Source organism: Microbacterium deminutum, from assembly GCF_039530205.1.
In the GTDB taxonomy this organism is placed as follows: Bacteria; Actinomycetota; Actinomycetes; order Actinomycetales; family Microbacteriaceae; genus Microbacterium; species Microbacterium deminutum.
The window spans coordinates 996006-1019833 of record NZ_BAAAOG010000001.1 but is presented as its reverse complement, the minus strand read 5'-3'; the positions used below and the strand labels follow the sequence as shown (position 1 = coordinate 1019833).

General features: G+C 69.9%; 21 protein-coding genes. 1 reads left to right on the top strand and 20 read right to left on the bottom strand.

The features are described 5' to 3' along the window. Positions 1–96: 96 nt before the first annotated feature. The 5 genes from ABD212_RS04560 to dnaE all read right to left on the bottom strand — a co-directional run bounded on the left by ABD212_RS04560 (position 97) and on the right by dnaE (position 7550). Entirely contained in the window at positions 97–1125 is a 1029-nt protein-coding gene (locus tag ABD212_RS04560; protein WP_344091639.1) for a quinone-dependent dihydroorotate dehydrogenase, read from the bottom strand. A gap of 62 nt (positions 1126–1187) precedes the next feature. Continuing rightward, positions 1188–1682, bottom strand: a complete 495-nt coding sequence (gene nrdR, locus ABD212_RS04555) for a transcriptional regulator NrdR (protein ID WP_344091636.1) — start codon at positions 1680–1682, stop codon at positions 1188–1190. Positions 1683–1714: 32 nt separating this feature from the next. After that, on the bottom strand, positions 1715–3016 hold the full coding sequence (gene hisD, locus ABD212_RS04550) for a histidinol dehydrogenase (RefSeq protein ID WP_344091634.1): 1302 nt from the start codon (positions 3014–3016) through the stop codon (positions 1715–1717). A 27-nt stretch (positions 3017–3043) separates the two neighbouring features. Beyond that, complete coding sequence (locus ABD212_RS04545) at positions 3044–4015, bottom strand: hypothetical protein (RefSeq protein WP_344092443.1); 972 nt, start codon at positions 4013–4015, stop codon at positions 3044–3046. Between the two features lie 70 nt (positions 4016–4085). Then, on the bottom strand, positions 4086–7550 hold the full coding sequence (gene dnaE, locus ABD212_RS04540) for a DNA polymerase III subunit alpha (RefSeq protein ID WP_425561239.1): 3465 nt from the start codon (positions 7548–7550) through the stop codon (positions 4086–4088). A gap of 303 nt (positions 7551–7853) precedes the next feature. Between dnaE and ABD212_RS04535 the strand changes: the two genes are divergently transcribed. Beyond that, positions 7854–8327, top strand: coding sequence for an NUDIX hydrolase (locus ABD212_RS04535; RefSeq protein WP_344091630.1), 474 nt, complete (start codon positions 7854–7856; stop codon positions 8325–8327). 15 nt (positions 8328–8342) lie between these two features. Here the strand turns inward: ABD212_RS04535 and ABD212_RS04530 are convergent, their stop codons facing one another. From ABD212_RS04530 to ABD212_RS04460, 15 genes are all read right to left on the bottom strand, one after another. Further along, positions 8343–8915, bottom strand: coding sequence for a GNAT family N-acetyltransferase (locus ABD212_RS04530; RefSeq protein ID WP_344091628.1), 573 nt, complete (start codon positions 8913–8915; stop codon positions 8343–8345). 31 nt (positions 8916–8946) lie between these two features. Continuing rightward, positions 8947–9867: an RluA family pseudouridine synthase gene (locus ABD212_RS04525; protein ID WP_344091626.1), complete on the bottom strand. Its 921-nt coding sequence runs from the start codon at positions 9865–9867 to the stop codon at positions 8947–8949. A gap of 1 nt (position 9868) precedes the next feature. Continuing rightward, complete coding sequence (lspA, locus tag ABD212_RS04520; protein ID WP_344091624.1) at positions 9869–10552, bottom strand: signal peptidase II; 684 nt, start codon at positions 10550–10552, stop codon at positions 9869–9871. Positions 10553–10560: 8 nt separating this feature from the next. Then, positions 10561–11136: a DivIVA domain-containing protein gene (locus tag ABD212_RS04515; protein ID WP_344091622.1), complete on the bottom strand. Its 576-nt coding sequence runs from the start codon at positions 11134–11136 to the stop codon at positions 10561–10563. A gap of 141 nt (positions 11137–11277) precedes the next feature. Further along, complete coding sequence (locus ABD212_RS04510; protein WP_344091620.1) at positions 11278–11577, bottom strand: YggT family protein; 300 nt, start codon at positions 11575–11577, stop codon at positions 11278–11280. A gap of 9 nt (positions 11578–11586) precedes the next feature. After that, on the bottom strand, positions 11587–12048 hold the full coding sequence (locus tag ABD212_RS04505; RefSeq protein ID WP_344092440.1) for a cell division protein SepF: 462 nt from the start codon (positions 12046–12048) through the stop codon (positions 11587–11589). A 32-nt stretch (positions 12049–12080) separates the two neighbouring features. Beyond that, positions 12081–12788, bottom strand: a complete 708-nt coding sequence (locus ABD212_RS04500; RefSeq protein ID WP_344091617.1) for a YggS family pyridoxal phosphate-dependent enzyme — start codon at positions 12786–12788, stop codon at positions 12081–12083. A gap of 42 nt (positions 12789–12830) precedes the next feature. Beyond that, positions 12831–13964: a cell division protein FtsZ gene (gene ftsZ, locus ABD212_RS04495; protein ID WP_344091614.1), complete on the bottom strand. Its 1134-nt coding sequence runs from the start codon at positions 13962–13964 to the stop codon at positions 12831–12833. Positions 13965–14454: 490 nt separating this feature from the next. After that, the gene (locus tag ABD212_RS04490) at positions 14455–15297 is read right to left on the bottom strand and encodes a cell division protein FtsQ/DivIB (RefSeq protein WP_344091612.1); all 843 of its coding nucleotides are present in this window, start codon (positions 15295–15297) and stop codon (positions 14455–14457) included. Positions 15298–15591: 294 nt separating this feature from the next. Continuing rightward, complete coding sequence (gene murC, locus ABD212_RS04485; protein WP_344091610.1) at positions 15592–17004, bottom strand: UDP-N-acetylmuramate--L-alanine ligase; 1413 nt, start codon at positions 17002–17004, stop codon at positions 15592–15594. Between the two features lie 88 nt (positions 17005–17092). Then, a complete protein-coding gene (locus ABD212_RS04480) occupies positions 17093–18175 on the bottom strand; it encodes a UDP-N-acetylglucosamine--N-acetylmuramyl-(pentapeptide) pyrophosphoryl-undecaprenol N-acetylglucosamine transferase (RefSeq protein WP_344091608.1) in 1083 nt (360 codons plus the stop codon). Between the two features lie 288 nt (positions 18176–18463). After that, complete coding sequence (ftsW, locus tag ABD212_RS04475) at positions 18464–19726, bottom strand: putative lipid II flippase FtsW (protein WP_344091606.1); 1263 nt, start codon at positions 19724–19726, stop codon at positions 18464–18466. After that, on the bottom strand, positions 19680–21230 hold the full coding sequence (gene murD, locus ABD212_RS04470; RefSeq protein ID WP_344091604.1) for a UDP-N-acetylmuramoyl-L-alanine--D-glutamate ligase: 1551 nt from the start codon (positions 21228–21230) through the stop codon (positions 19680–19682). Before murD ends, ftsW begins: the two co-directional genes overlap by 47 nt. After that, on the bottom strand, positions 21227–22339 hold the full coding sequence (mraY, locus tag ABD212_RS04465; protein WP_344091603.1) for a phospho-N-acetylmuramoyl-pentapeptide-transferase: 1113 nt from the start codon (positions 22337–22339) through the stop codon (positions 21227–21229). The genes murD and mraY overlap by 4 nt, the downstream gene beginning before the upstream one ends. After that, positions 22336–23805 (bottom strand): UDP-N-acetylmuramoyl-tripeptide--D-alanyl-D-alanine ligase, encoded by a 1470-nt coding sequence (locus ABD212_RS04460; protein ID WP_344091600.1) that lies wholly within the window; start codon positions 23803–23805, stop codon positions 22336–22338. Before ABD212_RS04460 ends, mraY begins: the two co-directional genes overlap by 4 nt. Positions 23806–23828: the final 23 nt, after the last annotated feature.

Here is a 23828-nt window from a genome sequence, read left to right as displayed (position 1 = left end):
GCTCCCTCGCTCAACGACCGGGGGGTGCAGCCTTCCGGTCGTTGAGCGAGCCGAAGGCGAGACGAAACGCGCCGAACGCGGATCGGCGACCGGGATTCAGCTCGTCCCGCGTGCAAGACCTCGATTGAGCTGTCGGGCCCACAGCGGGCCGCAGTAGAGGAACGCCGTGTAGCCCTGGACGAGGGTGGCTCCGGCATCCACCCGCTCCTGCACGTCGGCTGCGGTCTCGACGCCTCCGACCGAGATCACGCAGAACTCCGCCGGCACCGCCTCACGCACCAGGCGCAGGACGGCGAGCGACCGGGCCTTGAGCGGGGCGCCTGAGAGGCCGCCCTCGCCGGCTGCGGCGACCACCGCCGGATCGGTTGCGAGACCATCGCGCGAGACGGTCGTGTTCGTCGCGATGAGACCCGACAGTCCGAGGTCCACGGCGAGATCGGCGACGGCGGTCACCTCGTCGTCGGGGAGATCGGGCGCGATCTTCACGAGCAACGGGGTCGTGCCCGCGGCATCCCGAACCGCCTCCAGCAGCGGGCGCAGCGCCGCCACGGACTGCAGACCGCGCAGCCCCGGCGTGTTGGGCGACGACACATTCACCACGAGGTAGTCGGCGAGCGGTGCCAGCAGTGTCGCACTGCGGACGTAGTCGGCGGTCGCGTCCGCAACATCGACAACCCGGCTCTTGCCGATGTTGACGCCGATCACAGCGCGCTTCGCGCGACGCCGCAGCCGGGCGAGGCGGGCGGCGGCGGCTTCGGCACCGCTGTTGTTGAACCCCATGCGGTTGACGACCGCGCGATCGGGGATCAGCCGGAAGAGCCGCGGACGCGGGTTGCCCGGCTGTGGGATCGCGGTCAGCGTTCCCACCTCGACGTGGCCGAACCCGAGGGCGTACAGTCCCGCCGCACCTCGCACGTCCTTGTCGAAGCCCGCGGCGACGCCGAACGGCGAGTCGAACCGCAGCCCGAGCGCCGAGGTCGCAAGCGTGCGGTCGGGACGAGTCACGGCCCGCGCCAGCCAGGAGAGCGGCGGAACGCCGAGCGCCCGGATGACCACCATCGCCGCATGGTGCGCAGTCTCGGGATCCATTCGCGACAGCACGGTCCGGAACAGGAGCGGATACATTCCGTCCAGGGTATCCGGTCGTCCGGCTCGGCTCGCCGCCGCCCGCGATGGGGCGTTCACGGTCAGTCGCCGGAGGCGATGGATGCCGCTTCTCCGCGGGCCGACTGGCGCGGGTGATCGATACGCAGCTGCGAGATGGCCGACTCGAAGTCCTCGAGCGATTCGAAGGCCTGGTAGACGCTCGCGAAGCGCAGGTACGCGACCTCGTCGAGCTCGCGAAGAGGACCCAGGATGGCCAGGCCGATCTCGTTCGTGTCGACCTGGGACGACCCGGTCTGACGCACCGCCTCCTCGACGGTCTGAGCCAGCACAGCCAGATCGCCCTCGGTCACCGGGCGGCCCTGGCAGGCCTTGCGGACCCCCGACATCACCTTCTCGCGACTGAACGGCTCGATGACCCCGGAGCGCTTGATGACGTTGAGGCTCGCGGTCTCGATCGTCGAGAAGCGCCCCCCGCACTCGGGGCACTGACGTCGGCGACGGATGCTGAGACCGTCGTCGCTTGTGCGCGAATCGATCACACGGGAGTCGGGGTGGCGACAGAACGGGCAGTGCATGGCAGAGACAGACTACGCCCGGGCGCGAAGAGCTAGGCCTCGAAGCGGGCCACGACGGCCTCGCCGTGTGCGGGCAGCTGCTCGGCCTCGGCGAGGGCGACGATGGCGTCTCGCACCGACGCGAGCGCCGCGTGGTCGTACTCGATGACCTGCTGCGGGCGCAGGAACGTCGCCGCCGAGAGCCCCGCGCTGTAGCGGGCCTGTCCTCCGGTCGGCAGCACGTGGTTGCTGCCCGCGAGGTAGTCGCCGAGGCTGACCGGAGAGTCAGGTCCGACGAAGACGGCGCCGGCGTGGACGAAGTCCTCGGGACGCGGGTCGGCGAGGTGGAGTTCGAGGTGCTCGGGCGCGTAGGCGTTGCTGAAGGCGGTGGCCGCGGCGAGATCGTCGACCAGTACGATGGCGGACTGCGGTCCCGACAGGGCCGCTGCGACCCGCTCGGCGTGGCGGGTCCGGGCGGCACGCGGGCCGATCTCGACTGTGACGGCGGCGGCGAGCGCCTCGGAGTCGGTGACCAGGACCGCCGAGGCCTGCTCGTCGTGCTCGGCCTGGCTGATGAGGTCGACGGCGATCAGCCGCGGGTCGGCCGCGGAATCGGCGACGACGAGGATCTCTGTGGCGCCGGCCTCGGCATCCGTCCCCACCAGACCGGCGACGGCGCGCTTGGCCGAGGCGACGAAATTGTTCCCGGGACCTGTCACGACGTCGACGGGGTCGAGGCCGAGGCCGGCCACCCCGTGTGCGAACGCGCCGATGGCGCCGGCCCCGCCCATGGCATACACCTCATCCACTCCGAGGAGGCGTGCCGCGGCGAGGATCACCGGATGCACGCGCCCGGCGTGCGCCTTCTGCGGAGGCGATGCCAGTGCGACCTGCGCCACGCCCGCGACCTGCGCCGGCACGACGTTCATCACGACGCTCGAGGGGTACACCGCCTTGCCCCCAGGGACGTAGAGCCCGACACGCCGCACCGGCTGCCAGCGCTGGTGCACACGGGCACCGGGACCGAGTTCGGTGACGACAGGCGGTGGAACCTGGGCCGCGGATGCCGCACGCACGCGCTCGATCGCCGCCTCGAGCGCTTCCCGCACCGCCGGGTCGACGCTCGCGAGCGCTTCATCGAGATGAGCGCCGGGCACCCGGATGTCGTGACCGGTCACCCCGTCGAAGCGGTCCGCCTGATCGCGGAGCGCCGACTCGCCGTGGGCGGCGACGTCGGCGACCAGTTGCGCGGCCGTCGCGAGGGCCTCTTCCCGGGCTGCCGTCGCCCGCGGCACGGCCGCGAGAAGCTGCGGGAGCGAGAGCGTGCGTCCGCGCAGATCGATGGTCCGAAGCATCCGTCTACGCTAGCGCGGGCGCGCGCACTAGCCGCGCGTGACGCCCGATACGTCGTGCAGGTAGCCGATGCGTCCGTCCTCGTGCCGGACGACGAAAGCCTCGCCGCGATCCTCGATGACCAGCGCCCACGCCGTCGGGCCGATCCGGAAGATGGGCACACCGGCCTCGTCCACGACGTCGCGCTCCTCGGGCGCGAGCGCCCAGAACGCCTGCTGCCGCTCATGCGGGATAGGCTCGAACGTGCCACGCGCCTGCGACGGCGCCCACTCCGGCTCCGCGAGGGCGGACTCGTCGATGGCCGTGGGTGCGTCGTAGCTCGCGTACTCGGGCTCGCCGGCCTCGACCACGGCGGCCGCGGCGGCGCTGTCGGCGGAGTCGTCGACCGGGCGCGGCTCCGGAGCGGGCCTCGCCTCGACCGCGCGGACCGGGCGGGCGTTGCGGTGCGCCGGCACCTCCGGGCGCCCCAGGAAGTCCTGCTCGAACGGCGGAAGGAAAGGCGCTGCGACCGTGAGCACGACCCCCGCCAGCATCAGGAAGAACTCGACCCAGACGACCCAGCTGTAGACCCAGACCCCGGTGGAGATCGCCGTGCCGACATTCGACCACAGCCACACGAGCCACACCACGGCCGAGACCGAGAACGCGACCGACGCGAACTGATCGACTCCGAGTGAGCCGACCCGGCGGATGCCATCGGGCGAGAAACGCCGGAGGACGATCAGGAAGACCGCGATGGTCGGGACGCCGATCGTGAGCACCCATTCCAGGCCCGACGTCCAGACCGACGCGCTGCCGTCCGGCAGGAAGGCGAAGCGTCGATCGCTGAAGATCGAGAAGAACGACACCACGAACGCGGCGACCCACACGGCGACCAGCGCGAGCTCGCGGATCGTGAACGGACCGACGCCGTACAGCGGCGCCTCCCGCGTCTCGGCCTCGGGTGCTTCGGTCGCCTCGATCTCGACGTCCTGGTCCTGCTGCTCGTCGGTCACGATCATCCTTTCCGGCCGCATCCAGGCGGCGTAGTTCGTCCTGATACTACTCACGGCACGTGAGATGCCGATGAGATCATCCGAGGCATTGCGGCCCCAGAAGACCCTTCAGCTCGCCGTACAGATCCGCCGTCACCTGAACAGGCATCGGCACCTCGAACACCTTCGCAGACGACCCCTTGTGGAGGCGGATTGTGACCTCCGTGTCGCCGGGATGCCGATTAAGCACGTCGGCGAGTTCGAGGACCACACGCTCAGTAGCGCGGTGCTCGGGCATCATCAGCACGAGCGGACCCGAGGCATCCACCGCACCGAGATCGGGAGAGAACGCCGACTGCGCGTGCAGATTCAGCCCGTCGTCGCGTCGCGAGACGCGGCCGCGCACGACGAGGATCGAATCGGCCAGCAGCATCGACTGGAATTCGGTGTAGGTCCTGCCCATGAACATCACGGTGACCTCGCCGTCGAAGTCCTCGACCGTGATCATGCCGTAGGGGTTGCCGCTCGACTTGGCCACCCGGTGCTGCACGCTCGTGACCAGCCCTGCCACCGTGACCTGGTCACCGTCGTTGACATCCTCGGACGCGAGCAGATCGTGGATGCTGGTCGACGCGTGCTTCGCGAGAGGGATCTCGAGCCCCGCCAGCGGGTGGTCGGACACGTACAGGCCGAGCATCTCGCGTTCGAATGCCAGCTTGTCCTTCTTGGTCCACTCCGGCCGGTCGGGAACCTTGGCCACCTGGTGCGGCTCATCCCAGAGCGAATCGAAGTCGAAGCCCACCTCGCCGTTCGCCTCGCGGCGCTTGTCCAGCACGGCCTGCTCGGTGGCGTCCTCGTGGATCTCCATGAGGGCCCTGCGCGTGGCGCCGAGCGAGTCGAAGGCCCCCGCCTTGATGAGCGACTCGACCGTGCGCTTGTTGGCGACATGCACCGGCACTTTGCCCAGGAAGTCGTGGAAGGACTCGAACGACGTCTCAGCACGGGCGGCGACGATCGCGTCGACGACGTTCGCGCCGACGTTGCGCACCGCCCCGAGACCGAACCGGATGTCTTCGCCGACCGCCGCGAAGTAGCGGATCGACTCCCGCACATCCGGCGGCAACACCCTGATGCCCATGCGGCGGCACTCGTTGAGGTACACCGCGAGCTTGTCCTTGGCGTCGCCGACGCTCGTGAGGAGGGCGGCCATGTACTCCGCCGGGTAGTGCGCCTTCAGGTACGCCGTCCAATAGGCGATGAGGCCGTATGCCGCGGAGTGCGCCTTGTTGAACGCGTAGTCCGAGAACGGCACGAGGATGTCCCACAGCGTCTTGATCGCGGCATCCGAGAACCCGTTGACCTTCATGCCCGCCTGGAAGCCCTCGTACTGCTTGTCGAGCTCGGACTTCTTCTTCTTGCCCATCGCGCGGCGCATGATGTCGGCCTGCCCGAGCGTGAAGCCGGCGACGCGCTGCGCGATGGCCATCACCTGCTCCTGGTAGATGATCAGGCCATAGCTGGTGTCCAGGATGTCGGCGAGCGGCTCGGCGAGCTCGGGGTGGATCGGTGTGATCTCCTGCTGGCCGGTCTTGCGCAGCGCGTAGTTGATGTGTGAGTTCGCACCCATCGGCCCCGGGCGGTACAGCGCGATGACGGCAGAGATGTCCTCGAAGTTGTCGGGCTTCATCAGCCGGAGCAGAGACCGCATCGGCCCCCCGTCGAGCTGGAAGACGCCGAGCGTGTCGCCGCGGGCGAGCAGGTCGTAGGCGGGCGCGTCGTCGAGCGCGAGCTCCTCGAGGACGAGCGGCTCACCGCGGTTCGCCTCGATGTTGTCGAGGGCGTCGTTGATGATCGTGAGGTTGCGCAGCCCCAGGAAGTCCATCTTGATGAGGCCGAGGGCCTCGCACGCCGGGTAGTCGAACTGCGTGACGATCTGGCCGTCCTGCTCGCGGCGCATGATCGGGATGATGTCGATCAGCGGCTCGCTCGACATGATGACGCCGGCGGCGTGCACACCCCATTGGCGCTTCAGGTTCTCGAGTCCGACCGCGGTGTCGAAGACCGTCTTGGCCTCGGCATCCGTCTCGATCAGCGCGCGGAATTCGGATGCCTCGCGATAGCGCGGGTGATCGCGGTCGAACATGCCCTCCAGCGGCATGTCCTTGCCCATCACGGCCGGCGGCATGGCCTTGGTGAGCCGCTCCCCCATGCTGAACGGGAACCCGAGGACACGACCGGCGTCCTTCAGCGCCTGCTTCGCCTTGATGGTGCCATAGGTGACGATCTGCGCGACCCGCTCGTCGCCGTACTTCTCGCTGACGTACTGGATCACCTCACCGCGGCGGCGGTCGTCGAAGTCGACGTCGAAGTCGGGCATCGACACGCGGTCGGGGTTGAGGAATCGCTCGAAGATGAGCCCGTGCTGCAGCGGGTCGAGGTCGGTGATCCCCATCGCGTAGGCGGCCATCGAGCCCGCGCCCGAGCCGCGCCCCGGTCCGACCCGGATGCCGTTGCGCTTGGCCCAGTTGATGAAGTCGGCGACCACCAGGAAGTAGCCCGGGAACCCCATCTGGGTGATGACGCCGGTCTCGTACTCGGCCTGCGTTCGCACCTCGGACGGAATCCCGTTCGGATACCGGATCCGCAGACCCTGCTCGACCTCTTTGACGAACCACGACTCCTCGGTCTCGCCCGCCGGAACCGGGAAGCGCGGCATGTAGTTGGCGGCCGTGTTGAACTCGACGTCGCAGCGCTCGGCGATCAGCAGCGTGTTGTCGCACGCTTCGGGGTGATCGCGGAAGACCTGGCGCATCTCGGCCGGCGTCTTGACGTAGTAGCCGTCGCCGTCGAATCTGAAGCGCTTCGGGTCGTCGAGCGTCGATCCCGACTGCACGCACAGCAGCGCCGCATGGCTCTTGGCATCGTGCTGATGCGTGTAGTGCAGATCGTTCGTTCCGACGAGGGGGATGTCGAGATCCTTCGCGATCTGCAGCAGATCGGTCATGATGCGGCGCTCGATCGAGAGCCCGTGGTCCATGATCTCAGCGAAGTAGTTCTCTTTGCCGAAAAGATCCTGGAACTCGGCGGCGGCCGCCCGCGCTGCGTCGTACTGGCCGAGTCGCAGGCGGGTCTGCACCTCACCGGACGGGCAGCCCGTGGTCGCGATGAGGCCCTTGGAATAGGTCTGCAGCAGCTCGCGATCCATGCGCGGCTTGAAGTAGTAGCCCTCCATCGATGCCCGCGAGGAGAGGCGGAAGAGGTTGTGCATGCCCTCAGTGGTCGCGGAGAGCAGAGTCATGTGGGTGTAGGCGCCCGCACCGGAGACGTCGTCGTCGGACTGCTCGGGGCCTCCCCATCGCACGCGTGCCTTGTCTGAGCGGTGCGTGCCAGGCGTGACGTACGCCTCGATGCCGATGATCGGCTTGATGCCGGCATCCTTCGCCGTCTTGTAGAACTCGTAGGCCGCGAATGTGTTGCCGTGGTCGGTGACCGCGATCGCGGGCATCTGCTGACGCACCGCCTCCTGCACCAGCGGGGCGACTCGAGCGGCTCCATCGAGCATCGAGTACTCGCTGTGCACGTGCAGGTGAACGAAGGAGTCGGATGCCACGCGTCGAGTCTACGGACGGGGCTCGACACGTCGGTCGGGCGCGCCCGCTCTTGCGCGCAGCAGTGGCGAGGTCGCCTCACCTTCGAGTTGAAGGTGAAGGATCGGGCTGGGTCGTCCGCCGCGTCCGAGCGCCGACCCGCGAGCAGCGGAGCGATGCCGGTGGGGCTGCCCGAGCCTGACTCGAGCCCCCGCGGGCTGCCGTCCTCCCAGTCGCGGCACGCACGACCACGCGCGGAAGGCGGCTAATGTGGCCGGATGCCGACGCCTGAGTTCGTCCTCGACCTGCGCCGGCGTATCGGGCACGATCCGCTGCCCCTCGTCGGCGTCACCGCTGTCGTGTTCCGCGGCGAGAAGGTGCTCGTCGGCCGCCGCGCTGACAACGGGAAGCTGCAGTGCGTCTCCGGCATCGTCGACCCGGGCGAACAGCCCGCCGACGCGGCGGTGCGGGAATGCCTGGAGGAGGCCGCCGTCGTCGTTCGTGCGGAGCGGCTCGCACTGGTGCGAACCGTCCCTCGCGTGACCTATCCCAACGGGGATCAGGTGGACTACCTGGACCTGGTGTTCCGATGCGCGTGGGTGTCCGGGGAGCCCCACCCCGCCGACGGGGAGCTCACCGAGGTCGGCTTCCGCGGCTTGGAGCAGCTCGGCGACGTCGATGCCGCCCACATGCGGGTGATCGCGCTCGCGATCGCAGCGGATGACCCTGCGGCCTTCGACGGCGGTCGCTGAGTCGCCGCACCGGGATCAGCCGAGCGCGAGCCGCACGATCACCCGGGGAAACCCGCCCGAGACCGACGTCGTGTCGGCGACCTTGACGAAGCCCGCCTTCTCGAACATCGAGCGCGTGCCGACGTACGCCATGGTCTGATCGACCTTCGCGTCGCCGTTGTCGACCGGATAGCCCTCGACCGCGGGCGCGCCCTTCGCACGGGCGAACTCGACCGCCCCCTGGATCAGGGCGTGGGTGATCCCCTGCCCTCGATGCCCTGGGCGTGTGCGGATGCACCACAGCGACCACACGTCCAGGGCATCCACATGCGGGATCTTGCCGCTGCGCGCGAAGTTGGTGGCGGAGCGCGGCGCGATGGCCGCCCATCCCACGACCTCGTTGCCGTCGTAGGCGAGCACGCCCGGCGCGGTGGGCGCTGCCAGCAGCCCCCGCACGAAATCGCCGCGCTCCGCACCGCGCAGCGCGCTGCTCTGCCTCGACGGGACCCGGTGGCTCAGGCACCAGCACACGGTCGAGACGGGATTCCTCGGCCCGACCATCGTCCTGACGTCCTCGAACACGGATGCCGGACGCACATCGATCGTCATGACGACATGATGCCGGCGGCATCCGACACCGCTAGTCCGCGCGCAGCACCTCGAGAGCGTGCGCGAGGTCGGCCGGGTACTCGGAGGTGAACGTCACCCGGTCCCCCGTCCGGGGGTGCGCGAACGAGAGCTCGCGGGCATGCAGCCACTGCCGGGTGAGCCCGAGCCGGGCGGCCAGTGTCGGGTCGCCGCCGTAGAGCGGGTCGCCGACGCACGGATGACGGTGCGCGGCCATGTGCACGCGGATCTGGTGCGTGCGCCCCGTCTCGAGGTGGATCTCGAGCAGCGACGCCCCGGGGAACGCTTCGAGGGTCTCGTAGTGGGTCACCGAGTCCTTGCCTTCGGGCGTGACCGCGAACTTCCACGAATGGGTGGGATGTCGTCCGATCGGGGCGTCGATCGTCCCGGCGAGGGGATCGGGGTGCCCCTGCACGACGGCGTGGTAGATCTTCTCGACTTCGCGCTCCTTGAAGGCCCGCTTGAGCACGGAGTAGGCCTGCTCGCTCTTGGCGACGACGATGAGGCCGGAGGTCCCGACATCCAGCCGGTGGACGACGCCCTGTCGCTCCGCCGCTCCGGTCGTGGCGATGCGATAGCCGCCTGCGGCGAGACCGCCGAGCACCGTCGGTCCTTCCCAGCCGATCGATGGGTGCGCCGCGACTCCGGCGGGCTTGTCCACGACCACGATGTCGTCGTCGTCGTAGACGATCCCGAGGTCGGGCACCTCCACGGGGACGACGCGCGGCGGCTCTTTCGGCGCCCACGACACGTCGAGCCACGCGCCCCCGTGGAGCTTGTCGGCCTTCGACAGGACCCGGCCGTCCATGCTGACCCCGCCCGCCTCGGCGACCTCGGCCGCGAATGTGCGTGAGAAGCCGAGCATCTTCGAGAGCGCGGCATCCACACGCGTGCCGTCGAGCCCATCGGGCACCGGGAGGCTGCGCGACTCCACGTCAGTCCTTCGCCGTCGGGCCGGGCGCGTCGTCGACCGAGGCGGAGTCCCCGTTCGCGTCACCCGCCACGGACGAGTCCTCGGGCGTTGCGGCGGGCGACGCCTCGTCGGTGGACTCCTCCTCGGGAGAGCCTTCGCCGGATGCCGCGGCATCCGTCTCCGTCGCGACGCGACGATCGCGCCTGCCGTCCAGTCCGAGACCGAACAGCACCAGCAGCGCGACACCGATCATCATCGTCACGATGAACGTGTCGGCGACGTTGTAGATCGCCGGCATCATCCAGGGCGTGTTGATGAAATCGATCACGTGCCCGACCGGAAAGCCGGGCTCGCGCAGCGCGCGGTCGGTGAGGTTGCCGAGCACGCCGCCCAGCAGCAGCCCGAGGACGACTGCCCAGAGGCGCGAGCGGACCCGCGTGGCGGCGAGCCACACGATGATGACCGAGACGGCGGCGAGTGCGATCGTGAACACCCAGGTGACGCCCTCGCCCAGCGAGAACGCCGCACCAGGATTGCGGATGAGATAGAAGATCAGGAAGTCGCCGATCACGTGGACCGGCTGCTCGGGTGGAAGGTTGGCGAGAGCGAGATACTTCGTGAACTGATCAGCGGCCAGCACCACCAGCGCGAGAACCGCGATGATGGCGCCGGCCGCCGACGGACGAAGTGGCGGACGGCCTGTCAAAGGCCGGCCTAGAGGCCGATGGCCGAGACCGGCGTCGAACCCGAGGTCGTCGCCATGGTCTCGAGGTCACGCAGCTTGCCCTCCATGTAGCTGCGCAGCTGGGCGCGGTAGTCGCGCTCGAACTGTCGCAGCTCGGAGATCCGGGTCTCGAGACCTCCGCGTTCGCGATCCAGCTTGGCCAGTTCTTCGCGACCGCGGGTCTCGGCATCCGAGACGATCGTCGCCGCCTGGGCCTTGGCGTCGGCGATGAGCTTGTCGCGCTGGGCGAGGCCCTCGGCGACGTGCTCGTCGTGCAGGCGCTGAGCGAGTTCGATGATGCCGGCGGTGGCGACGGGCGCCGGCGCGGTGGTCTGGGGCGCCTCTGCTGCCGGAGCCGCGGCGACCGGGGCGGCCGCGGGCTCGGCACCCTCGCCGGACTCGTAAGAGGCGAGCTTCGCCTTGAGCTCGTCGTTCTCGGCGATCACCTTCCGCCATTCGACCACGATCTCGTCGAGGAAGTCGTCGACCTCGTCGGGGTCGAAACCCTCCTTGAAGCGAACGTGCTGGAACTGCTTGGTGACGACGTCATCGGGGGTCAATGCCATGGTGATTCCTCTTTCGAGCGGTCAAGTCGTTGGCCGATGTCGGGGGACGACCCAGCCATCGCCGGCAGGCCGCATCCAGCAAGCATAGTCGGGCCTCACGGAGAGTGTGGAAGGCATTCGTCGAGGCTGACGCGAACTGCGTCAGCTCGCCAGCGTGCGAGTGACGGCGAGCAGGATGAAACACAGCAGCATGGTCAGGGCGAACCCGAAATCGATCGCGATGGCCCCGACGCGAAGCGGCGGGATGAGACGGCGGAACAGCCTGATCGGCGGGTCGGTGACGGTGTAGATGACCTCGGCGGCCACGAGGCCGGCACCCTTGGGGCGCCACTCGCGGTTGAAGAACGGGATCCAGTCCAGGATCAGCCGGGCGAACAGCACGAAGACGAACAGCAGCAGTGCGATGTTGAGAACGGACGCGATGAGTTGAACGACTGCCACCTAGACAGATTACGGCTGTGCGAAAGGAACCGCGTCCGAATCCGCCTGCGCGACGGCTCCCTCACCCGACACCGCGACGTTCTCGGGCGAGAGGAGGAACACCTTGCTCGTGACGCGTTCGATCCGTCCGTACAGCCCGAGGGAGAGCCCGCTCGCGAAGTCGATGAGGCGACGCGCATCGGCATCGCTCATCTGCGAGAGATTGATGATGACGGGGATTCCCTCGCGGAAGTTCTCGGCGATGACCTGCGCGTCCCGATACTGCTTCGGGTGGACGGTGAGGATCTCGCTGATCGCCGACGGCGCCGGCTGGCGCACGACGGTGGGGCGATGGATGGGCGTCACCGGCGCCGACTTCTCCACCGCGGTCTCGGTCTTGCGACCGCGGGGCTGCGGCGCGGGCTCTTCATAGACCTCCTCCTCGTCGGCGAGGCCCAGGTACACCATGGTCTTCTTGAGCGGGTTCGACATCGCATCCTCCGTAGTGCTCATCTGTTCCGAGGTTAACCGCGCAGGGGGCGCGGTCCCGTGATTGCCGACCCGATCCGCAGGTGTGTCGCGCCTGCCGCGATCGCCTCGGCGAAATCCGCCGTCATTCCGGCGGAGATCCAGCCCGCGTCGGGCACGACCGCCCGTACCCGGTCTGCATAGGTGTGCAAGCGCTCGAACGCCGGGGCGGGTGGTTCGTCGAGCGGTGCGACGGCCATCACTCCGCGCACGCGGAGCGATCGGCATCCCGCCGCGTGTGCGGCGAGCGATTCGAGGGCGTCGGGCGCCACTCCGCCCCGTGCGGCGTCGGCCGTGAGATTCACCTGCAGCAGCACGTCGAGCGGCAGGTCGCCCTCGCTCGAGGCGGCATCGAGCGCATCGGCGATGCGGATGCGATCGACCGAATGCACGACCGATGCCGCGGCCCGGATCGCCCGCGCCTTGTTCGTCTGCGCCTGCCCGATGAAGTGCCACCGCAGTCCGGGCAGATCCTCGGCGGCGGATGCCTTGTCGGTGAACTCCTGCTGGCGGTTCTCGCCCACGTCGCGCACACCCATGGCGTACAGCTGTGCGACGAGCGACACCGGGTGGAACTTCGTCACGACGATCCGCGTGATCGTTCCCGGATCGCGGCCGACCGCGCGCGCGGCATCCGCGATCCGGGAATCGACGTCTGCAAGGCGCGCGGCGAGCGCGTCGACAGGCTCAGCGGGCGGTAGCACGCGCGGCGTCCTCCTGAGCCTGGCTGCAGTCCCCGGAGGGGGTTACTTCAGGAAGTCCGGGATGTCGAGGTCGTCATCCGTGAAGTCGGGGTCCGAGATCGTGGCGCCGACCGGCACCCGCTCCTTCTCGCGCTCCACGACCGCTGCAGCGTCCATCGCAGAGAGCGACGGCATGACCGGGGTCGACACCACACGCGATGTCGTCACAGGGTCGATCCGCAGCGACGGCTCGCCGCCGTCGAATCCGGCCGCGATCACGGTGACGCGCACTTCGTCGCCGAGCGTGTCGTCGATCACGGTGCCGAAGATGATGTTCGCCTCGGGGTGGGCGGCCTCCTTGACCAGCTGCGCGGCATCGTTGATCTCGAAGATGCCCAGGTTCGAGCCGCCCTGGATCGACAGCAGCACGCCGTGCGCGCCTTCGATCGACGCCTCGAGCAGCGGCGACTCGACGGCCAGTTCAGCCGCCTTGATCGCCCGATCGGCGCCGCGCGCCGAGCCGATGCCCATGAGCGCCGACCCGGCGCCCTGCATGACGGACTTCACGTCGGCGAAGTCGAGGTTGATGAGGCCGGGCGTGGTGATGAGGTCGGTGATGCCCTGCACACCGGCGAGGAGCACCTGGTCGGCGGTCGCGAACGCCTCGATCATCGAGATGCCCCGGTCGCTGATCTCGAGGAGGCGATCGTTCGGCACCACGATGAGGGTGTCGACCTCCTCCTTCAGCTTTGCGACGCCCGTCTCGGCCTGCTGCTGGCGACGGCGGCCTTCGAACGAGAACGGCTTGGTCACGACGCCGATCGTCAGGGCGCCGATCGACTTCGCGATCTTGGCCACGACGGGTGCGCCGCCGGTGCCGGTGCCGCCGCCTTCGCCCGCGGTCACGAACACCATGTCGGCGCCGCGGAGCGCCTCTTCGATCTCCTCCGCGTGGTCATCGGCCGCCCGCCGTCCGACTTCGGGATCCGCCCCGGCGCCGAGGCCCCTGGTGAGCTCGCGTCCGACGTCCAGCTTGACGTCGGCGTCGCTCATCAGCAGCGCCTGAGCATCGGTGTTGATCGCGATGAACTCGACTCCGCGCAGACCGAGGTCGATCATGCGATTGACGGCGTTGACCCCGCCGCCACCGACGCCGACGACCTTGATCACCGCGAGGTAGTTCTGGTTCTGGCTCATGCCGGCCTCCGTCTGTCCGAACCTTGAAATAAACCTTCAACCTCTAGTAGAGGTATAAAGAATTGCTCAGTATGCAATTCCTGAATTGAAAGTAAGCGGAGCGGGACGCCTCGGGCGGAGCATCGCGGGCGTGTCGCGACATCCCGAACCGAACCGGTGGCCGAAGTGCGCCGGCTCGCGCGGCGCGCGGGCCCGCCGCGCCGACCGCGGCATCGGGTTCCGCGCGCTCGACCTCCGCATCCGGTTCCGCGCGCTCGACCTCCGCTCGCTGGAGGGCCCGGCGGACCTCCGCTCGCCGGAGGGGCCCGGCGGACCTCCGCTCGCCGGAGGGGCACGGTGGACGGAAGGGGCGCCGGCCGTCGCATCGACCTCCCCTGGCCCGAGGCCCTCCGCTGGCCGGAGGACGCGCGGACCGCGGACTCGACGGGGCCGTCTCGACGCCGGCACTCGCGTGAAGGCTCAGCTCACGACGACGGCGCGTGGTGACGGCTCAGCTCACGACGACCGCGCGCGGCGACGACACGTCGTAGACGCTGACACCCGCGGGCGGACGCGCGGCCATCGTCGACTGCAACACGATCGCCTTGAGAGCCGAGTCCTCGGCGCTCCCCCAGACGACCTTCGTGTTCGTCCCGCCGAGCGTGAGGGTGACATCGTCGGGAGTGGATGCCGCGACCGCCGTCACCTGCGTGCGGATGGCGGACGGCAGCGATCGCATCACCTGCCCTGCGGCTTCGAACGCCGGCGAGCGGGTGCCGCCCGTGATCGTGAGCAGCGGCATCCCCGGCACCGGGGCGGGCGTCGTGGAGAGGACGACACCGGCGGCATCCACCAGCGTGTAACCGGCCGCCGTCTTGATGAGCCCGACCGGCGTGCGCTCGACGATCCGCACCACGAGTTCGTGGGGCGGCCGGGCCTCGAGGGAGTAGGACTCCACGAGGGGGAAGGCGACGAGGGCTGCCTTGACGGCGCTCTCGTCGACGAGCGGCAGCGGCGTGCCCACCTGGCTGCCCAGCGCGTCTTCGACAGTGCCGGCGTCGACCTGCGATGCCCCCACGACTCGGATCGACTCGACGGCGAAGAGCGGGCTGTAGGCGGCGCCGAGGGTCGCAAGGACCAGGACGACCACGGATGCCGCGCCCCCGAGCCACGCGGCGCGCCGGCGACGCTGGCGGACGGTGAAGCGACGGACCTCGGCACGCAGCGCCTTGCGGCGGGCGCGCGCGGCGCGCCACACCGCCCGCAGTCCGACGGGCGACGGGTCCTCCTCGGGGGACTGATCCGCAGGCGCATCCGCGCCGATCGCCGCTGCGAGCCCAGGGCGCCGCGCCACGGTGATCGGCGATGTCAGCGGAATGACGGGAGCGATCGGCCGATCCGCGTCGTGTGTCGCCCCGCCCGCCGCTGCCGGCGCCGGGCCACCCGGGCCCGTCGGCAAGGGTCCGATGGCAGAACCCAGCCCTGAGGACGGCTCGACGGCGGCCCCCGACCCCGGGGACGGGTCGACGACGTCCGAGGTGTCACGCCCGCCGACAGCCCGAGCATTCCCTTCGGAGGCCGACTCCGTCTCGACGGCCGACGTCGCCCGGCTCGCGGGCGGCAGCGGCGAAGGCCGGCGCATCGGGCGCTACTCCGACTCGTCCGTGGGCGCGGTGCGCGCGAGCGCGTCGAGCACCTGCGGGATGATCAGGTTCACATTGCCGCAGCCGAGCGTGATGACGTAGTCGCCATCCCTCGCGATTCCCGCGGTGTAGTCGGCCGCGTCCTGCCAGTCGGCGACGAAATGGACATGCGCAGGATCGACGAACGCATCCGACACCAGTTCGCCCGTGACGCCGGGAACCGGGTCCTCGCGCGCGCCGTACACGTCGAGCACGACGGTGTGGTCGGCGTAGGACTCGAGCACCTCCGCGAACTCGTGGAACATCGCCCGCGTGCGCGAATACGTATGCGGCTGGTGGAGCGCGATGATCCGGCCGTCGCCGACGACCGTGCGGGCCGCCGCGAGCGCCGCTGCGACTTCGGTGGGGTGGTGGGCGTAGTCGTCGTAGACGCTGACACCCCGCTCCACACCGTGCAGCTCGAACCGGCGCAGGGTGCCCTCGAAGCCCTCGACCGCGCGGACGGCGGCCTCGAGCGGGTGGCCGAGCGTCAGCAGCACGGCGACCGCGCCTGCCGCGTTGATGGCGTTGTGCGCCCCGGCGACCAGCAGACGCACCTCGACGGAGACGTCGTCGTGGGTGAGGGTGAAGGACACCGGGCCGCTCGTGCGGATCGCCGTGACTCGGACATCCGCGGCATCCGACTCACCGAACGTGAGCACACTCGGATGGGTGAGCCGCTCTGTCACGAGGCGAGCCCCCTCGTCGTCCGCGGAGATCACCACTGCTTCGCGCGCCCGGTCCGCGAACTGCGCGAACGCGTCGTGGAAGGCGTCGTCGGTGCCGTAGTGGTCGAGGTGGTCGGGATCCACGTTGGTGATCAGTGCGATCGACGTGTCGTACAGCAGGAAGGTGCCGTCGGACTCATCGGCCTCGATCACGAAGATGTCGTCCGAGCCGGTCCCACTCGAGGTGCCCAGCTGCGAGATCACTCCGCCGTTCACAAACGTCGGATCGGCCCCGAGCATCTGGAGCGCGGTGACGATCATCCCCGTCGATGTGGTCTTGCCATGTGCGCCGGCGACAGCGACGAGCCGCCGGCCGCCGATCAGCCAATAGAGCGCCTGCGATCGGTGGATGACCGGCATCCCCCGCTCCTTCGCGGTGGCGTACTCGGGGTTGTCGGGCCAGATCGCGCCGGTGTGGATGACGGTGTCGGCGTCGCCGAGATTCGCGGCGTCGTGACCCACGTGCACGCGCGCGCCGAGGGCCGCGAGTTCCCGCATCGCCCTGCTGTCGGCCCGGTCGGAACCGGACACCCGGATACCGCGCTCGAGGAACATGCGGGCGAGCCCGGACATTCCCGAACCGCCGATGCCGATGAAGTGCGCGGCCTCGATGCGCTCGGGGATGGGAAGGCTCAGGTCGGGTCTGATCATGACCCGTCAATCCTAGGTCGGGCCCGGGATGGCCCGGTCCCGGCGCGCTGGCATGCGCCGGCGCGGCCATCCGGGGGCGCCGCGGGAGTCAGCCGAGGGCCTCGTCGATCATGGCGACGACGTTCTCGGTGCCGGTGCGCGTGCCGACGGATGCCGCGGCCGCCGTGATCGCCGCGCGCCGCCCGCCGTCGGCCAGCAGGGGAACGACGTCGGCGCGCACCCTGTCGGCTGTGAAGTCGGCGTCGCCGATGAGGATCGCGGCGCCCGCCCGCACGGCGGCGGCGGCGTTCAGCGCCTGCTCGCCGTTGCCCACCGCATACGGCACGTAGACCGCCGGGATGCCGAGCGCACTGATCTCGCTCACGGTGGCGGCGCCCGCCCGCGAGAGGATGAGATCGGCGAGGGCGAAGGCCAGGTCCATGCGATCGACGTAGCGCCGCATCGCGTAGCCGCGCGCGCCGGGGTCGACCAGCGTCGACCGCTCCCCCGTCACGTGGACGAGCTGCCAGCCGGCGTCGAGGATGTCGCGCCACGCGGCGCCGTGCCCCTCGCCGAAAGCCTCGTTCAGCCGCATGGCGCCGAGCGACCCGCCGAAGACGAGCAGCGTGGGGATGCCGGCGTCGAGGCCGAAGTACTCCGCCGCCTCGGCGCGCAGCGCGTCACGGTCGAGCTCGACGATCTCGCGGCGGAGCGGCATCCCGACCACCCGCGAGCGGCGGAGCGGCGTCCCCTCGAACGCGACGCCCACCTGCGCCGCGCTGCGCGCGCCGAGGATGTTGGCCATTCCCGGCTTCGCGTTCGCCTCGTGCACGACCACCGGCACGCGCATTCGCCGGGCCGCCACGTAGGCGGGCGCTGACGCGTATCCGCCGAAGCCCACCACGACGTCGACCCCACGGCTGATCAGGTGGGCGCGCACCTGTCCGGTCGCTCGGCGGAAGCGGGTGGGGAACGCCGCCGCGTCCCGGTTCGGCCGGCGCGGGAAGGGCACCTTGTCGACGAACAGCAGCTCGTAGCCGCGCTCGGGCACGAGCCTCGCCTCGAGTCCCTCGCGGGTGCCGAGGACCAGGATCTCGGCATCCGGATCTCGATCCCGCAGCGCGTCGGCGACCGCCAGCAGCGGGTTCACATGCCCGGCGGTGCCGCCGCCGGCGAGGAGGTACGTCGTCACCCGGCGACTCTACCGGCCCGGCCCGGCCCCCCTTGGCCACGGGGTTGGGGCGCCTTTCCTCCGTCGGGGCGGAGAACCTGCGCCCCGACGGACAGAACGCGCCCCAAACGCGAAACCCCGCGTCGGGTCGGCCGGCCGGCGACGTGCGCGCTGCGTCGGGCCGGTGAAGCGCCTCCCGGGTCGGCGGGCTGTCGACCCACGTGTTTGGGGCGTATTTCCTCCGTCGGGGCGCAGAACCCGCGCCCCAAACGGACAGAACGCGCCCCGAACCCGAGAAGGAGGGCCGAGTCAGTCGCCCGTGGACGCTCGTCCCGTCGACGCGCGTGCCGCGGCGCGCCCAGGGGCGGCGGCGCGCTTGGACGGCAGCGATCTCGCGAAAGCGAGCAGCACTCCCGACGCGACGAGCACCGACAGCAGCGACGTGCCGCCCTGCGACATGAACGGCAGCGGCACCCCGAGCACGGGGAACACGCGCAGCACGACGCCGATGTTGATGAGCGCCTGGCCGACGATCCACACGGTGATGCCGCCCGACACGATGCGCACGAACGGGTCGTCGGTCTTGCGGATGACATGGAACGCGCCCACGGCGAACAGCGCGAAGAGTCCGAGGATGACGGCGCAGCCGATGAGTCCGAGCTCCTCGCCCACGATCGCGAAGATGTAATCGTTCGCGGCGGCGGGCAGCCAGTCGTACTTCTCGCGCGAGTTGCCCAGTCCGAGCCCGAAGATGCCGCCGCCCGCGAGGCCCCACACGCCGTGCAGCGGCTGATAGCAGTCGTTGAGATAGTCGGCGAGGCAGTTCGGGTTCAGAAAGCTCAGGAACCGGCGCACTCGGTCGGGGCTGGTCACCGCGAGGAAGGCGACCGCGCCGATGGCGCCCAGCGCAGGAAGGATGAAGATCCGCAGCTTGACGCCTGAGAAGAAGAGGGCGCCGAGCACGATGAGGACGAGGATCATCGCGGTGCCGAGATCGTCGCCGGCCATGACGGTCGCGATCACGAGGATCGAGACGGGGACGAGCGGGATGTAGACGTGCCGCCACAGGCCGAGCAGGGTCTGCTTGCGGAAGAGGACGTAGCCCACCCACAGCGCGAGAGCGAGCTTCAGGAACTCCGACGGCTGCGCCTGGAACCCGGCGATCATGATCCAGTTGCGGTTTCCGTACGCCGAGACGCCGAGCGGAGTGAACACGAGCAGCTGGAACACCGTGGCGAAGATGAGCGCCGGCCACGCGATGCGCTTCCAGAACGAGATCGGCAGACGGCTCGCGATGAACATCAGCGGGATGCCGATCACGGCGAACATCGCCTGCTTGAGCACCGCGTCATAGGGCGGCTGGCCCGCCGCCGCGGCGGTGGCCGACGTCGCCGAGAGTACCATCACGAGTCCGAAGCCGGTCAGCATCAGCGCCGTCGAGGCGATGAGGAAGAACTCGCTCGGCACCGGTGCGAACACCCTCCCGAGCGACACCCGGGCCGCGAGGCCGCGCTTTGCGGGGCGGTCAGGCGTCGGCTGCAGGGGGCGGGTCCGCGGCTGCGTCGTGGTCACCCTCGGCCCCCGTCCCCATCTGTTCCCTCACCGCGGCCGCGAAGCGACGACCTCGGTCGGCATAGGACGCGAACTGATCGAAGGATGCCGCGGCGGGGGCGAGAAGCACCACGTCCCCGTCACGCGCGATCCCGGTCGCCAGTTCGACGACCCGCGCCATGACCTGTTCAGTCTCATCGGCGTCGACCTCGAACACGGGCACCCCGGGCGCGTGTCGCGCGAACGCGGAGACGACGGGCGCGCGATCCAGGCCGATCACGATCGCAGCCTTCGCCCCCGAGCCGCGCCCGGCGACCAGGTCGGCGATGTCCACGCCCTTGAGGAGCCCTCCGACGACCCAGACCGCGCCGGGGTAGGCGGCGAGCGACGACGCGGCGGCATGGGGGTTCGTCGCCTTGGAGTCGTCGACCCAGGTCACGCCGTCCGCGACGGCGACCACCTCGATGCGGTGGGGGTCGAGCTGGAATCCTCGCACCGCCTCGCGGATCGCGGCCGGGGGCACGTCGAGCGATCGCGCGAGCGCCGCCGCGGCGAGGATGTTGGCGACCACGTGCGGGGCGGCGAGTCCGAGCTCGGCGAGTTCCGCCACGGTCGTCAGCTCGAGCGCGCTGCGGTGCCGGTCATCGAGGAACGCGCGGTCCACGAGGATCCCGTCCACCACTCCGAGGTCGCTCGGCCCGGGCACTCCGAGGTCGAAGCCGATCGCACGCGCGCCCTCGACGACGTCGGCCTCTTCGACCATGCGTCGCGTCGCGGCATCCGCCTTGTTGTACACGCACGCGACCCGCGTGCTGTCGTAGACGTGCGCCTTGGCATCACGGTACGCCTCGGCGGAGCCGTGCCACTCGAGGTGATCGTCGGCGAGGTTGAGGCACACGCTCGCGTGCGGCGAGACCGGGTCCGGGCCGCTCTGCAGTCCGAGATACCAGAGCTGGTGGCTCGACAGTTCGACGACGAGGGCGTCGAATCCGCCGGGGTCGCGCACGGCCTCGAGCACGGGCGTTCCGATGTTGCCGACGGGGGCTGCGCGCAGCCCGCCCTCGACGAGCATCGTCGCCGCCAGTCGCGTCGTGGTCGTCTTGCCGTTCGTGCCCGTCACCAGCACCCAGTCGGCGGGAGCTCCGTCGGGGCGGACCACCTTGTCGCGCACCCGCCACGCGAGCTCGATGTCGCCCCACAGCGCGACCGCGGACTCCTGCGTCCAGCGGATGACCGGATGCCCCGGCGCGAACCCGGGCGATGCGACGACGACGTCGGGGGCGAACTCGACGAGGTCAGGCGGAACGACGTCGAGCGGCCCGGTCCACAGTCGCACGCCGATCACCGGGAGCAGCCGCTCGTACTCCTCGTTCGCCTTCTCGGTGACAACGAGCACCTCGGCGCCGAGCTCGGCGAGCGTGTCGGCGGCCGAGAAGCCGGTCACCGAGAGCCCGAGCACGGCGACGCGGAGGCCCTTCCACTTCGCGTGCCAGCTCGTGAGAGCATCCAGGCGCGGGTCGGTCATGTGCGCGAGAGCCACTCGACGTAGAAGAAGCCGATGCCCAACACGGCGAGCATCCCCGCGATGATCCACATCCGTACCACGATCGTGATCTCGGCCCAGCCGCGCATCTCGAGGTGGTGGTGAAGCGGGCTCATCAGGAACAGCCGCTTGCCCCGGGTGACCTTGAAGTACAGACGCTGCAGGACGACCGAGCCCGAGGCGATCACGTAGACGCCCGCCACCAGCACCGCGAGCAGCTCGGTGCGCGTCAGGATCGCCATCGCGGCGATCACGCCGCCGATCGCCATGGATCCGACATCCCCCATGAACACCTGCGCCTTCGGCGCATTCCACCAGAGGAATCCGACGAGCGCGCCGACGAAGGACGCCGACACGATGGCGAGGTCGAACGGGTTCGGCGTCGGATAGCAGGCGGGCAGCTCGCCCGCGGTGAGTGCCGCGCCGCCCGAGCACGCCTGGTTGAACTGCCAGAACGCGATGAGGCTGTACGCACCGGTCACGAAGATCCCGGCGCCCGCGGCCAGACCGTCGAGACCGTCGGTGACGTTGACGCTGTTCGAGAACGCGACCCCGATGAACGACACCCAGGCCAGGTAGAGGATCCAGCCGACGATCGGCCCGAGCACCATGAACGACAGCCACGGCACGTCGCGGAACACCGAGACATGGGCCGACGCGGGCGTCTGCCCCCATGTGTTCGGGAAGTTCAGCGCGACGACCGCGAACGGGACGGCCACGATGATCTGCCCGACGATCTTGCGCCAGCCGGTCAGGCCGAGGCTCCGCTGGCGGTGCACTTTCATGTAGTCGTCGATGAAGCCGACGGCGCCGAAGCCGACCATCATCCACAGCACCAGCCAGCCCGACATGGTCGGCGGGTTGTTGCCGGTGTACGCGCCGACGAGATAGCCGAGGATCGTGCCGACGATGAAGATCGTTCCGCCCATCGTGGGCGTGCCGCGCTTCTCGCCGTGGCTCGGGTTGCGGATGTCCTCGGGCGTGCGGATGACCTGGCCCCAGCCCCACCTGCGGAACAGGCGCAGGAAGACCGGCGTGAGGAAGAGCGTGAATGCCAGCGAGATCGCCGCCGCCGTCAGGAGTGATCTCACGAGAACGATTCTCCCAGACGATCGCCCAGGAACCGGAGACCCGCGGAGTTGGACGACTTGACCAGCACCCGGTCCCCGTCGCGAAGCTCTGTCATGAGGTAGTCGTAGGCCTCGTCCGCCGTCTCGAAGTAGATCGCCTCGCCATCCCACGAACCCTGAGCCACCGCTTCGAGGAACATCCGCCGCGCGCCCGCTCCGACCACGACGATGCGCTGGATGCCGAGACGCACCGCCAGCAGGCCCACCCGGTCGTGTTCGTCTTCGGCGTACTCCCCGAGTTCGCTCATCGCGCCGAGCACGGCGACGGTGCGCTCGCCGGGGCCCGTGATCTGGGCGAGCGTTCGCAGGGCCGCCGCCATCGAGTCGGGGCTGGCGTTGTAGGCATCGTTGATGATCCGCACGCGCTCCGAGCCGAGCGGCTGCATCCGCCAGCGCTCGGCGATCTCGACCGCCTCGAGGCGCTCGATGCAGTCGGCGAGCGACACACCCAGCGCCGTCGCCGTCGCGATGGCCGCGAGCGCGTTCATGACGTGGTGCTCGCCGAGCACACGCAGGCGGAGCGTCGCCGAGACTCCGTCGGCGGTGACGACGCACGTGGTTCCGGATGCCGAGACCTCGACGTCGTCGGCGCGGACATCGACCCCGCGCCCGTCGACGCCGCCGCCGCGTCCGAACCAGCGGACCGCGGCATCCCGTTCGCTCGCGATCGGGGCCATCGACGCCACCCGCGCGTCGTCGGCGTTCAGCACCGCGAGTCCGCCGCGGTGAAGCGCGCGGACCAGCTCGGACTTCGCGGCGAGGGTCGCCTCGATGCCGCCGAAGCCGCCGGCGTGGGCCATCCCGACCATGAGCACCACACCCACGTCGGGCTCGACAAGACCCGCCAGGCGTGCGATCTCACCCGGCGCGCTGGCGCCGAACTCGCTCACCAGGTACCTCGTCGCCTCCGTCACCCGCAGCATCGTGAGGGGTGCGCCGACCTCGTTGTTGAAGGACGCCTTGGGCGATACCGTCTCGCCTTCGGGCTCGAGGATCCGGGCCAGCAGGTTCTTCGTCGTGGTCTTGCCATTCGATCCGGTGATGCCGACGATCCGCAGGTCACCGCCGGACCGCACCCGTGCGACGACCTCGCGCGCGAGGTCGGCGAGCGCCTCGACGGCGTCGCGCACGACGATCTGCGTGAGCACCGACCTCGGTTCAGCCGCAGCGGAGGCAGCGGATGCGACGGACGATTCGACCGGATGCTCGACGATCGCGACGACAGCCCCGGCAGCCGCCGCGGCGTCCACGAAGAGGTGTCCGTCGGTCTGCTCCCCCGGCTTGGCGACGAAGATCGAGCCGGGGCCGATGAGCCGGGAATCGGTGTCGACGGCTCCGGAGACCACCGTGTCGAGCGTGTCGCCCGGTGCGAGCAGGACCTCGCCGCCGACGGCACGGGCGAGTTCGGAAAGAGTCAGGGTGATCATCAGGTCTCCGGCCGGATCGGAGG

What these genes read in the sequence shown, in the direction of transcription:
- ABD212_RS04560 (WP_344091639.1), bottom strand. Translation starts at nt 1,125, where the DNA reads ATGTATCCGCTCCTGTTCCGGACCGTGCTGTCGCGAATGGATCCCGAG.
- nrdR (WP_344091636.1), bottom strand. Translation starts at nt 1,682, where the DNA reads ATGCACTGCCCGTTCTGTCGCCACCCCGACTCCCGTGTGATCGATTCG.
- hisD (WP_344091634.1), bottom strand. Translation starts at nt 3,016, where the DNA reads ATGCTTCGGACCATCGATCTGCGCGGACGCACGCTCTCGCTCCCGCAG.
- ABD212_RS04545 (WP_344092443.1), bottom strand. Translation starts at nt 4,015, where the DNA reads ATGATCGTGACCGACGAGCAGCAGGACCAGGACGTCGAGATCGAGGCG.
- dnaE (WP_425561239.1), bottom strand. Translation starts at nt 7,550, where the DNA reads ATGCTCGATGGAGCCGCTCGAGTCGCCCCGCTGGTGCAGGAGGCGGTG.
- ABD212_RS04535 (WP_344091630.1), top strand. Translation starts at nt 7,854, where the DNA reads ATGCCGACGCCTGAGTTCGTCCTCGACCTGCGCCGGCGTATCGGGCAC.
- ABD212_RS04530 (WP_344091628.1), bottom strand. Translation starts at nt 8,915, where the DNA reads ATGACGATCGATGTGCGTCCGGCATCCGTGTTCGAGGACGTCAGGACG.
- ABD212_RS04515 (WP_344091622.1), bottom strand. Translation starts at nt 11,136, where the DNA reads ATGGCATTGACCCCCGATGACGTCGTCACCAAGCAGTTCCAGCACGTT.
- ABD212_RS04505 (WP_344092440.1), bottom strand. Translation starts at nt 12,048, where the DNA reads ATGTCGAACCCGCTCAAGAAGACCATGGTGTACCTGGGCCTCGCCGAC.
- ftsZ (WP_344091614.1), bottom strand. Translation starts at nt 13,964, where the DNA reads ATGAGCCAGAACCAGAACTACCTCGCGGTGATCAAGGTCGTCGGCGTC.
- murC (WP_344091610.1), bottom strand. Translation starts at nt 17,004, where the DNA reads ATGATCAGACCCGACCTGAGCCTTCCCATCCCCGAGCGCATCGAGGCC.
- murD (WP_344091604.1), bottom strand. Translation starts at nt 21,230, where the DNA reads ATGACCGACCCGCGCCTGGATGCTCTCACGAGCTGGCACGCGAAGTGG.
- ABD212_RS04460 (WP_344091600.1), bottom strand. Translation starts at nt 23,805, where the DNA reads ATGATCACCCTGACTCTTTCCGAACTCGCCCGTGCCGTCGGCGGCGAG.